This is a genomic window from Methanosarcina sp. UBA289, from assembly GCA_002496565.1.
Taxonomy (GTDB): Archaea; Halobacteriota; Methanosarcinia; order Methanosarcinales; family Methanosarcinaceae; genus Methanosarcina.
Genome location: DAKJ01000012.1, coordinates 1 through 11,675, shown reverse-complemented (window position 1 = coordinate 11,675; position 11,675 = coordinate 1). Strand labels below are relative to the sequence as shown.

Here is an 11,675-nt window from a genome sequence, read left to right as displayed (position 1 = left end):
TAAGTGGAATAAGTGGAATAAGTAGAATAAGTAGAATTATACAAATTATAATAAATTATTTTTATAATGTATAAAGTTACTTTATGTTAGAGTTTACCTTACTCAATATACTTAAATAGCAAAAGGATTAATGTACATTGCTAACAAGTGTCATGTTAGCTATTATCAAGATATTTTCCAGGAAGGTGTAGTAGATGGTATTAGGAATAGATGATCCTCAAATCTGGCTTGCATATCTTGCGTGTATATTTAGTGCACTCGGGTGCATGGTTTATGGGCTGTTGAATTGGAGAGAGGAGAAAGAAGAACAGTCAGTAAAAAGCAGTACTCAAAAACAGGTAACTCAAAACCAATAAAAGGGTACGGGATTTGCTCTAAAGGTTCATTACAGTCAAACCTTTTTGGGAATTCCTGAGAAAAAACAGTAGCCGAAATTATTCTGGAGTTATTTTTATGGCAGTAAGTACTTCAACTCTAATTTTTCTTGTCGTTATTTATTTTGCATTAACTTTCTACGTTGCCCGGCTGGGATATAAGAAAAGTTCCCAGACCGATGGATATATGCTTGCAGGTAGAAGTGTACCCCCGGCAATTATGGCTCTCTCCTACGGAGCTGCGTTTATCAGCACTTCTGCAATTATAGGATTTGGAGGAGTAGCCGCGTCCACAGGAATGGGACTTCTGTGGCTTGTCTTCATGAACATCTTTTTCGGGATTTTCATCGCCTTCGTGGTCTTCGGTCCTGGAACCCGGCGTATGGGGCTAAACCTTGGAGCCATTACTTACCCTGAATTCATAGGAAAACGCTTCCAATCCAGGTTTATTCAAGCATTTTCCGGGCTTATTGTAGCGGTTTTCATGCCGCTTTACGCTGCAAGCGTGATCATAGGAGCAGGCCGGTTTCTTGAGACTACGCTTGGAATAAATTATAACTTCGCTCTTCTGATCTTTACCGTTATCATTGCTTGTTATGTAATTAAAGGCGGTCTCCTCTCAGTAATGTACGTGGATGCGATGCAGGCCAGTATTATGTTGATAGGAATGACTTTCCTGCTGGTCTTTACCTACAGCAAACTGGGAGGAGTCGTAGAAGCTCACCAGGCTCTTACTAATATGGTAAACCTTGTGCCTCAGGCGCTTGTTGAACAGGGACACAGAGGCTGGACTGCAATGCCGGCTTTTAATTCCTCAATCTGGTGGACAATGGTTTCCACAATCATAATGGGAGTAGGAATAGGAGCACTTGCGCAGCCACAGCTTGCAGTCAGATTCATGACTGTGAAAGACGACCGTTCCTTGAAAAGAGCAGTTGCTGTAGGAGGTCCCTTCCTTCTGATGATGGCAGGAGTCGCATATGTTGTGGGAGCCCTGTCTAATGTATACTTTTACAGGACTGTAGGGAAAATTGCCCTTGATGTTGTTCCGGGCGGAAATACTGACCTTATAATTCCCGCATACCTGAACCAGGCAATGCCTGAACTATTTGTAGCAATTTTCATGCTCAGCCTGCTTTCGGCTGCAATGTCTACTGCAGCTGCCCAGTTCCATACAATGGGTACAGCCATAGGGTATGACGTTTACCAGCATGGTATTATGAAAGGCAAGTCCGGCGCAAGCACAGTACATGTTACAAAAATAGGAATTGCATTTACCATTCTGGTAGCAGTTATTCTGGCTTACATTCTCCCTGGAAGCATCATTGCAAGAGCTACTGCCATGTTCATGGGGCTGTGCACATCGGCCTTCCTGCCGCTCTACATAGGAGCACTGTTCTGGAAACGTACAACAAAAGCCGGAGCAACTGCAAGTCTTGTTGTGGGCTCGATAAGCAGTCTCTTCTGGCTGGTTTTTGTCCATGCAAAAGAAGCAGTGCCTCTGGGAATCTGCCAAGCAATTTTCGGCAAGGAAACTTTGCTTTCAGGTGTCTGGCCTCTTGTGGACCCGATCCTAATCGCAACTCCACTGTCCTTCCTTGTCCTGATTGTGGTAAGCCTTATGACACCGCAATTCTCACCAGAGTTCCTAAAGAAGGCTTTCAGGCTCAGATTTGAAGATGAAGAAGAAGTATCGGAATCAGCATCACACAGTGCAGCGGATTCGGCAGGCGTTTAAGCCTGCACCTCTGCGCTTTATTTTTAATTTTGTTTCGTTTATTTTGCCCATAATAGGAAATTATCAGGTATCTATTCTAACCGGCAGGGTCTGCCCTCCGTGGGGCATAAGATGAATCTTTGCATCAGGATTTTCCGCAAGCACTGCAGATAAGGCGTCCTCTACACTTGCCATTGGAATAAAGAATGCGTTTCTCGTTTCTTCGTCAGAAAGTTTTGATACCAGGTAAAGCCTGAATTTTTTAGAAACTTTTGCAATGATCGCAGTCTTGTGCCCCCCGAACTCAAAACATTTTTTGAAACGCTCGATTGCCTCGTCAGGACTCCGGCACTCCCTGTTCCAGCACTCATATACCTGATTTCCTATCCCCTCGGCACATTCGGCTACAAGGATAATGGAACCTCCTGCTTTTACAGCCTGGGTTGCATTGTCAAGTGCCTTATTCGCCTGAAAAAGGTTAATATCTTTAGGAAAACCTCCACAGGAAACGATTACTGCATCGGCGGGCTCTACAGGCACTTTGTACATGGAATCCACAACTTCCACGCCTTGCCTGTGGGCCTCGACAAGATCACCTGCAACGGCAGCAACTATCTCTTTTTTGCTGTCAAGCATCACATTCAGGATGAAATCAAGGCCGAAAATTTTTGCGGCTTCCTCCATGTCCTGCCTTACAGGGCCATCAACTCTTCCGGAAACAGCTTTTTCGTCAATCATCATTTTATGGTTTGTAATAACGGATTCTCTTGAGCTTACGCCAGGCAGCACCGACTTTGCTCCCCCACTGTATCCTGCATAATAATGGAATTCAATGCTTCCGGTTCCTATAACAACATCGGCGTCCAGAATATCCTCAAAGATTTCAATCGGGGTTCCGCGGGAACTTATGCCGATACGTCTGCATCTGAGGGTATCATGCTGAATGCAGCGGATCTTTTCGTAGATCTCTTCTCCAACAAGTTTTCGGGATTCTTCTTCAGTCTGGTTTCGATGGAGCCCGAGAGCAAAGACAATAGTAATGTTTTCGTCCTTTGCCCCTCCAAGATAAAGTTCTTCAAGTAGAGGAGGAAGAAGCTTTGCAGTCGGAGTCGGCCGCGTAACATCACTAACGATAATTACAACACTCGAATCCTGGTTTACAATCTCAGAAAGCCGTCGGCTTTTTATGGGATTTTCAAGCGCTTTTTTAATTAAAAAGGCCGGACCTTCTTTTATTTCAGGCTCCGAGGGCAAAATTATGCTTGAAATATTTCCCTCAGGAATATTTAGCTCTATCTGCGTGCTTCCAAAAGCCAATGGAATTTTCTTTATATTTGCAGTCATGTTAATGCCGACGCTTTCAGTTGTTCTATAAAATAATACTGATAAACAACTATAAAATATGATTTAAAAGCAGTTCAAACCTGTGGCTTAAATCTATTAATCATCCGTAGATAAGAAGGAAAAACTGTAATTGTCTTGATCTACAATTCAGCCGTAATCAGGAATAATGGCTCTAACCGTAAGTAAATAAGGAATACTGGCTTTGGACTCTGCTAGTTTCGCCTGTTTACAGGATTCCTTATTTTCTGTTTTTACAGCATTTCTTTTTCTGCCCTATTTACAGAATTCCACTTCTACATTTATTACGGGATACCTTACTTTCCGATTTTACCCTTTTCGGATTCTGCTCTTGGCTTTCTAATTTATTTAATTCTTGATTTTCTGCTTTTATGGACAATTATTATTCTTTACTCCATTACAGGAAGGGTCCATCCTCCTTCAGGCATAATATGAACTTTAGCTTCGGGATTCTCGGAAAATACCTTTTCAAGTGCTTCATCTATGCTTTTTACGGGAGTAAAGAAGGCTTTTTCGCTTTCCTCTTTCGGGAGCTTTGAGACTAGGTAAAGTTTGAATTCTTTTGCGGTCTTTCCGACAATAGCAGCTTTATGCCCGCCGAACTCAAAACAATTTCTGAAACGTTCAACTGCGTCTTCAGGATCCCTGCATTCCCTGTTCCAGCATTCGTAAACCTTGTTTCCTATTCCCTCGGCACATTCGGCTACAAGGATGATTGAACCCCCTCTTTTTACGGCAGGAATGGCATGCTCAAGGGATTTTGTTGCTTGATAGAGGTTGATATCCTTTGGAAAGCCTCCACAGGAAACAACTACGGCATCTGCAGGCTCTACGGGCACTTTATACATGGCATCAACATACTTTGCGCCTTTCCTGTGGGCTTCGACAAGATCACCTGCAACGGCAGCAACAATCTCTTTTTTGCTGTTAATTATGACATTAAGAATAAAGTCAAGGCCTGCAATCCTTGCAGCTTCCTCAATATTCTTTCTTGCCGGACTGTCGGCTCGGCCTGAGAGAGGATCACCTTCAAAAACTTTGCTATAAAAGCTATGGAAAGAAAGTATGGATTTTTCCGAACTGACTCCTGGAAGGATGGACTTTCCTCCTCCTCCGTATCCAGCATAATAGTGAAATTCCAGCGTGCCTGTGCTTATGATAATGTCGGAGTCAGCGACTTCTTCGAAGACCTCGACTGGTGTTCCGAAACTTGTTTTCCCAAGCAACCTGCACCTTTTCCTGTCGTGCTGGGTACACCTTATTTTTTCAAAAATCTCTTTCCCTACAAGCTGGCGACACTCTTCTTCAGTCTGCTGGCGGTGGAGTCCCAGAGCAAAGACAATAGTAATGTTTTCGTCCTTTGCCCCTCCAAGATAAAGTTCTTCAAGTAGAGGAGGAAGAATTTTTGCAGTAGGAGTTGGCCTAGTAACATCACTAACGATGATGGCAACTTTCGAATCCTGGTTTACAATCTCAGAAAGCCTGTTACATTTTATAGGAGTTTCAAGCGCTTTTTTAATAAGGGAAGCCCCTTCTTCCTTTATTTCCGATTCCGAAGGCAGAATAATACTGGATATATTTTTCTCAGGTATATTCAGCTCCGAAATCCCCCTTCCAAACGCGAATGGAATCGTTTTTACATTTTTAGTCATGGTCATTCCGATGTCTTAGTATTAATTATATAAAATCGTATAGGTAAACAATAAAGAATCAAAATTTAATGCAGCTTTAAGTATATAGCTTGTATATAGCTTAATTCAGTAGTTAAAATTAGACTTACTTTTTTATATTATATGTATTATTTTTAAAGATTTCGCCTCCAGAGACGCAAACCATTTAAAATTCTGGTAAAGAAGAATCGTTTTTATTTTCACTCAAAAGTGTTAATTTATGGTCAAGTGAAATAGTTTTCACTCACCATAAGGAATTATAGATTTGGAACTGGGCAGAGGAATATTAGAATTTAGAGTTCGATTGACTGGCCTGGCTGCATAATAGTAACTTTTGTATTAGTTTTTGATTCAACGACTTTCTTGAATTCAAAAGGGTCCTGACTGATTACATCAAAGGTACCGTAATGCATGGGAATTACGATTTTGGGCCGAATGAGTTCTACGGCTTTTGTGGCTTCTTTTATACCCATTGTAAATTTGTCGCCTATGGGCAGGAGGGCTATATCAGGTTCGTAAAGTTCGCCTATGAGCTGCATGTCCCCGAAAACCCCGGTGTCTCCAGCATGGTAGATGGAATGTCCATTGATTCGGATAATGAAGCCTGCCGGGCAGCCGCCGTCGAAGCTGAAGCCGGAAGCATCAATTGAGGAGGAATGGAGCGCTTCGGTCATGGTTAACTTTATCCCCTCTACACTTACTGTACCGCCCTTGTTCATGCCCTCTGCAAAGACCCCTTTCGATTTTATATAGTTTGCAACCTCATGGATGGAAATTATCCGGCAGCCAGTCCGTTTTCCGATTTCGATAGTATCTCCAAGATGGTCGCTATGCCCGTGAGTCACAGCTATTATGTCAGGATTCAGTTCTTCAGGACTGCACGGAGCAAGTGGGTTTCCTGAAATAAAAGGGTCAATCAACAACTTCTTTTCGGCTTCGAACAAGAAAGCCGAATGTCCGAGCCAGGTGATCTTTACGCCAGCCATCTTTTTGCCTCAAAATCATTAATTTATCAAGATATAACAATAAAAAAGTTAAATATCCTTAATTTAGCTATCATTAGTTTTGCTATCAATAATTTTGCTATCGGTAATTTATTTTTCTATAATTGTCAGCGATAATGAGTTATCAATTATTTATGGTAAAAAAAGAGAAGGAAATGAGAAAGAGTTGTACAGAGGATTATGTTAATATGTTTCTTCCATCAAACGGACTGAAAATGAAAGTTGGTCTGGTGATCCACGGGCCCGAAGTAATTGATTCGGGAGAAACGAAAAAAGTCCTTGAAAAGCTTTCCTTCGTGGGAAAAGTCGAAGCAAGGCTTGGCGGAACCATGGGAAAGGTAGCTGTCCTGGATGCAGGACTTGAAAACGTTATAGATATAAGTAGGCATCAGAAGCCAAGTACCTGCATTGAATCACTTTTCGAAATCTCAGACCTTGTATGCCTTCTAAATAAGGGGAAAACTGTTGAGACCGGGAAGGTATTTGGAGAAATGGTTTATGCACGCCTTCGAGAGCCGGAGATGAAACCTCTTATCCAGATTGAAAGCCCAGGAAATACGAATGGAATTTTGATACCTCTCAATAAAAAGGCCAAAGAATACGGAGAATATCTTGAGAAGCTTTCTGAGATTTTAGGGCTTCCCACTGAAAGCCCTTTACCCCTTCGAAATTCGAGGGTTCCAAATTCAGTTTTAGTAGAAAATTGCCCGGTAACAGGTAAAATACAGGTTATACGTAAGCTTTCAGGCGTCTTTCCTGGAGAAAAGATCCTGGTGAACGGGATCGTAATCGGGAAAGCCTTTTCTTCCAAGGTAAGCATAGTCTCCGAAAATGGTTTTATTGTTGCAATCGAAGGGGGAGAAATAAAAGAGCATGGACTCGAAAAACTTCATAATTACGAAAAAAGAGACCCTGTAGACCTTGCAAAAGCCTGGGTAAAAAGCGGAGATCTGAGAAGAGGAAATTCCTTTCCACCGCAAGCCCGGAAACTTAAGGCGCATGGCAGAGGATTAAGTCTTTCTTCCAGACCAGCAGCAGGAAGAGTCGTATTTATAGACCATGCCGCCGAAGATACTTTTGAACTAGCTGGTGACGCCAAACTTGCAGTTACCGTGGGAGATGACACCACAGCCATAGCAGGCGACATCCTGTCCAGGCTAGGGATTCCTATTCTCGGAATTACGGACGGAGACTGTGATAAGCTAACTTGTCGGACTGAAATATTTCCTGGCTCTATCGTGCTCAGGCTGGCAGCAGGAAATGACGATATCCTGGGTAAAAAACTGAAACAGGAGCTTTTAAGGGGCGAAAATTCTGCGGTTTTAAAGGACATATCCTCTTTTAAAGAAGATGTAATGAAACTTGCAGAGCCCTTTATTGAAACTATTTTTGAGTATTGAAAAGTTCCTGATAGCGCTATCCTTGCTCACATTCCAGCCTTATTTTCAACATAATTTCGTTTTTCTATTTTTTTAATAGCTATGAATTAGAACGTTCCAATTAGTAAAGTACGTAATCAATTAGACCTATAAGACATAAATTAAACAAATATAACAATAATTGGAAGAATTATATGTTTCTAAATTAAGATTCCATATGAATTATATTGTTTGAATAATAATGATTATACAATCCAGTTTTAGTCCAAATAAATGATTAGGATGGTGAAGCGATGATTGTTAGTAAAAACATCTTGATTTTATACCCTGGGGGCGGGTGTGTGTACATACCACCGATAGCTGAGCCTCGACCTGTTCCTATATATGGTGTGGTCAGGCCTTTGTATGGTGTGCCTCTAGAATGAAAATAAAGTATAACTTATGCATTTGAACTACAAAATCAGTAGCAAAAAGATCGTTAACAAAAAAGAGGATCAAAATAATTAAAATACACTGATATTAAAAAATAATATGTTCTTGATTTTGTTTCACAGATGCAGAAGTCCTAATTAAAAAAAAGAAATTAAAAATTAATATCCTCCATATTTTAAATTTTTTAGATAATATATTAGCATTCAATCCTCCATATTTTATTTTTTTAGACTATTTATAAATTAACATTCAATAATGTGTAAATTAATAGAACACGCTAAATGCTCAAATCTATTTTACAGATTTTTGATTAGATTGCTCTATGAATACGGAGTAATACAGATGAATCCAGATGAATACAAACCCGAATTCTGTGTTTGGGAACTTACACTAAAATGCAATATGAGGTGCAAGCACTGCGGTTCTGTGGCAGGAAAAGCCAGAGAAAACGAACTCACGGTTGATGAATGTCTTAATGTAGCCGAACAATTGGCAGATCTAGGATGCAAGCAGGTAACTTTTATTGGGGGAGAGGTCTTTTTATACGAAGGGTGGGAAAAAATATCCAGGAAGTTATCAGAGAAGGGAGTTGGTGTAAATCTTATTACTAATGGGCTTTTACTTGGAGATGAACAAATTGCCCAGATAAAATATGCCAGATTAACTAACGTAGGAATTTCTCTTGACGGAATGGAAAACAATCATAATGATATGAGAAATGTAAGCACTTCGTTCGAAAAGATAATGGAAACCTTTGACATACTTAACAGAGAAGGTATCCCTATAGCTGTTGTAACCAGTTTAATAGATAGAAACTTTGAAGATCTATGGCTAATGTACGATTTACTTGTAGAAAAGGGAATAAAGCTCTGGCAGATGCAGATCGTTAACCCGATGGGAAATATGGCTGATAAAAAGGGTCTTCTCCTTGATCCTGCAAAAGTACCCCTAATTACCCGATTTATTAGAGAAAAGCGTAATGAACAAAAGATTGCTATCTATGCAGGAGACAACATCGGATATTTTGATGAAAATGAATTCTACTTAAGAGGCCAGCTCGGGACAATCTGCGCATGGTCAGGATGCCAAGCAGGTTTGAGAGTTGTAGGGATAGGTAGTACAGGCAATGTTAAAGGTTGTGAATCCCTCTATTCGGATGAATTTATAGAAGGCAACTTGCGTGAAGAATCCTTATCTACAATCTGGTATAAAGAAGGCAATTTTGCTTATAATAGAAATTTCGGTACTAATATGCTGACAGGCAACTGTAAAGATTGTGATAAAGGGGCTATTTGTAGGGGAGGATGCAGAGGAGCCTGCTATTTTACAACGGATTCAAAATTTGAAAACCCTTACTGTTGCTATCCTGGAAAAACCAATATTAATAAGGACTATTTTAAGAGTAAACTCCTGAAAGCAGGACTGTAAGCAGATTTGCTGGTAAGAATTTGAGTTATAGTAGAAATAGACAGATTATACATGTAAATATACGAGCTTCAATTGCTTGTATTAGTCCATACTATCCTGTCGCCATAGGTTGAAGGGTTTTCTTAGGTTGAATTATATCTGATATAATTTCCCCAGATCCAGATATCAAGTAAATATTTTCTATTTTTATTATAAATAACAAAATTTGAATTAATTACAACATATTCGATTGTTGTATCAGACAATTTTGTTCCTTTCAATGCTGATTAATTCCATTACAGACATTTTAAGAAATCAAGAACGATTCCAGACCTTAATAATTTGAGTTCTCAGTTCCAGAGGAACATAAGGTTTAACAACAACGTAGTTAATGAACTATTTATGGGTGATAGGGAAAAAAATGTGGGATTTGCTGCGGCTTTAAACATACTCTTTACAGTCATAGAATTGATAGGAGGATTCTTAACAAACAGCTTAGCACTGATAGCTGATGCATTGCATGATTTTGCTGACAGTTTTGCGTTAATAATAGCCTGGTACGCAGAGAGGGAAGCAAAAAAACCTGCAACCAGTAAAATGACTTTTGGATATCGAAGGTTATCTCTCTTATCTGCAACATTTACTATTATTGTACTTATAGCCGGGTCGTTGTTTGTACTTACCAAGGCAATCCCGCGTCTGATCAGTCCAGAGCCTGTAAATGCTGATGGAATGGCTTTAATTGCAGTTATTGGACTTGCTATAAATGGACTGGGATATTTAAGATTGAAGAAAGGGATGAGCCAGAGCGAGAAAGTATTATCGTGGCATCTTCTAGAAGATCTTTTAGGATGGATAGCCCTGCTTACCGGATCGATAATTATGAGGTTCTGGGACAAACCCGTTATTGATCCTATAATGACAATAGGATTCACCATTTTTGTATTATGGGGAGTTTCTAAAAATGCAAAGGAAACGCTTAACCTTCTTCTAGAAGGTGTCCCTGAGAATATCGATATTGATGCAATTAAGGAATCTATCTTATCGGTTGAAGGAGTGAAATTGGTTCATGATCTCCATATATGGTCTCTGGAAGGAGAAACCGATCTTTTAACAGCTCATGTTGTTGTGGAAGACAAATATCTACAGACACCAGATAAGATGAGGCTATCTATTAAAAGCAAATTAGAGGAATATCACATCGAGCATTCAACAATTGAACTGGAAAGCGAAGGGTTTTGTTCTGCAACAGAATGTATTTTTGAATCGAAGAAATAATGAACAAAGAAAGTGAACAAAGAAAGTGAACAAAGAAAGTGAACAAAGAATGCGATAAAGACAAACTTTCAATAGTAAGATCTTGTGCAATGGGAAATTATAGTTGGTATCTTATAAACTAATAAAGTACTTAAAAAATATCCCGAAAATATCAACTAGCCACTTATGCATGACCAAAAATTGTGCTATAGATTATTGTATTAGCCAACATTACCTAATTTATAGGAGATATTTTTTAAACCAGTTACATGCCAAATGAGCAACTTCTTCTAAAGTTCCCTGCTCTTCAAAAAGATTGCTAGCACCTGGAATGATCTTAAGTTCCTTATCTGCTATAACCATTCTCTCTAAAGCCCATTTATTATAATCTATTATTTCGTCATCTGTTCCGCCTACAATAAACAAAGTAGGTGCCTCTACATACATTAAGGCATCTTCAGCAAGGTCAGGCCGTCCTCCCTTAGATACGACTGCTTTTACAACATCCTTGAGCTCTCTTGCAGCTATTATTGCAGCTGGAGTCACTGTACTGGTGCCTAAATAACCCAGGTTAAGCCCTTTAGTATCAGATCTATTTAAAAGCCATCTGCTTACATCAATAAGCCTTATTGAAAGCATTTCTATATCAAAATGGGAGTCACGTGTTAACATCTCGATTCCTCCTTCATCTACTGTCAATAGATCGAGTAAAAGAGTTCCGAGACCACTTTTATTAAGTTCCTGTGCAATGTACTCGTCATGTGGACTTGAGCTTTTGCTCCCACTACCATACGCAAAAACAACAATTCCCCTGGCTCCTTTGGGAATATCAAGGATCCCGTTAAGATAGATTGGCCCAATTGGAATTTGGACTTCATTACTTTTTTCTTCTATATTAGATAATTCTTTCATTTTATCCCCCATACTCTAATAAGCAAAGCTATAATAAGCAAAATTTGTATTTTCCCTAAATATTTGTATTTTTCCTAAATAATATTTTGGGCATAATATAAGTTATCATCGCACTTGGGAAATAACGATTTTTTTTCTTTATAACCTTAGTTTGACAGTAT

9 protein-coding genes are annotated in these 11,675 nt (G+C 39.6%); 5 read left to right on the top strand and 4 right to left on the bottom strand.

Going from position 1 to position 11,675, the window contains the following annotated elements; all coding sequences use genetic code 11:
- Positions 1-194 precede the first annotated feature (194 nt).
- Together BP549_RS03865 and BP549_RS03860 are read left to right on the top strand one after the other, a co-directional pair.
- Positions 195-356, top strand: coding sequence for a symporter small accessory protein (locus tag BP549_RS03865; RefSeq protein ID WP_292373243.1), 162 nt, complete (start codon positions 195-197; stop codon positions 354-356).
- 97 nt (positions 357-453) lie between these two features.
- Positions 454-2,112: a sodium:solute symporter family protein gene (locus BP549_RS03860; protein WP_292378280.1), complete on the top strand. Its 1,659-nt coding sequence runs from the start codon at positions 454-456 to the stop codon at positions 2,110-2,112.
- 63 nt (positions 2,113-2,175) lie between these two features.
- On the opposite strand, the gene larA (BP549_RS03855) is transcribed toward BP549_RS03860, so the two are convergent.
- From larA (BP549_RS03855) to BP549_RS03845, 3 genes are all read right to left on the bottom strand, one after another.
- Positions 2,176-3,435, bottom strand: a complete 1,260-nt coding sequence (larA, locus tag BP549_RS03855) for a nickel-dependent lactate racemase (protein WP_292378278.1) — start codon at positions 3,433-3,435, stop codon at positions 2,176-2,178.
- A gap of 407 nt (positions 3,436-3,842) precedes the next feature.
- A complete protein-coding gene (gene larA, locus BP549_RS03850) occupies positions 3,843-5,105 on the bottom strand; it encodes a nickel-dependent lactate racemase (RefSeq protein ID WP_292378276.1) in 1,263 nt (420 codons plus the stop codon).
- Between the two features lie 311 nt (positions 5,106-5,416).
- Positions 5,417-6,109, bottom strand: coding sequence for a metal-dependent hydrolase (locus BP549_RS03845; RefSeq protein ID WP_292378274.1), 693 nt, complete (start codon positions 6,107-6,109; stop codon positions 5,417-5,419).
- Between the two features lie 206 nt (positions 6,110-6,315).
- Between BP549_RS03845 and BP549_RS03840 the strand changes: the two genes are divergently transcribed.
- From BP549_RS03840 to BP549_RS03830, 3 genes are all read left to right on the top strand, one after another.
- Entirely contained in the window at positions 6,316-7,527 is a 1,212-nt protein-coding gene (locus BP549_RS03840) for a DUF2117 family protein (protein ID WP_292378272.1), read from the top strand.
- Positions 7,528-8,280: 753 nt separating this feature from the next.
- On the top strand, positions 8,281-9,366 hold the full coding sequence (locus BP549_RS03835; protein WP_292378269.1) for a radical SAM/SPASM domain-containing protein: 1,086 nt from the start codon (positions 8,281-8,283) through the stop codon (positions 9,364-9,366).
- 381 nt (positions 9,367-9,747) lie between these two features.
- Positions 9,748-10,623 carry a cation diffusion facilitator family transporter gene (locus BP549_RS03830; protein ID WP_292378266.1) on the top strand — a complete coding sequence of 292 codons (876 nt, stop codon included), beginning with the start codon at positions 9,748-9,750 and terminating at the stop codon, positions 10,621-10,623.
- Positions 10,624-10,842: 219 nt separating this feature from the next.
- Here the strand turns inward: BP549_RS03830 and BP549_RS03825 are convergent, their stop codons facing one another.
- Positions 10,843-11,514 (bottom strand): alpha/beta hydrolase, encoded by a 672-nt coding sequence (locus tag BP549_RS03825; RefSeq protein ID WP_292373258.1) that lies wholly within the window; start codon positions 11,512-11,514, stop codon positions 10,843-10,845.
- Positions 11,515-11,675: the final 161 nt, after the last annotated feature.

Coding starts and splice junctions, on each gene's coding strand:
- BP549_RS03825 (WP_292373258.1), bottom strand. CDS start 11,514: ATGAAAGAATTATCTAATATAGAAGAAAAAAGTAATGAAGTCCAAATT.
- BP549_RS03865 (WP_292373243.1), top strand. CDS start 195: ATGGTATTAGGAATAGATGATCCTCAAATCTGGCTTGCATATCTTGCG.
- larA (WP_292378278.1), bottom strand. CDS start 3,435: ATGACTGCAAATATAAAGAAAATTCCATTGGCTTTTGGAAGCACGCAG.
- BP549_RS03835 (WP_292378269.1), top strand. CDS start 8,281: ATGAATCCAGATGAATACAAACCCGAATTCTGTGTTTGGGAACTTACA.
- larA (WP_292378276.1), bottom strand. CDS start 5,105: ATGACTAAAAATGTAAAAACGATTCCATTCGCGTTTGGAAGGGGGATT.
- BP549_RS03845 (WP_292378274.1), bottom strand. CDS start 6,109: ATGGCTGGCGTAAAGATCACCTGGCTCGGACATTCGGCTTTCTTGTTC.
- BP549_RS03860 (WP_292378280.1), top strand. CDS start 454: ATGGCAGTAAGTACTTCAACTCTAATTTTTCTTGTCGTTATTTATTTT.
- BP549_RS03840 (WP_292378272.1), top strand. CDS start 6,316: ATGTTTCTTCCATCAAACGGACTGAAAATGAAAGTTGGTCTGGTGATC.
- BP549_RS03830 (WP_292378266.1), top strand. CDS start 9,748: ATGGGTGATAGGGAAAAAAATGTGGGATTTGCTGCGGCTTTAAACATA.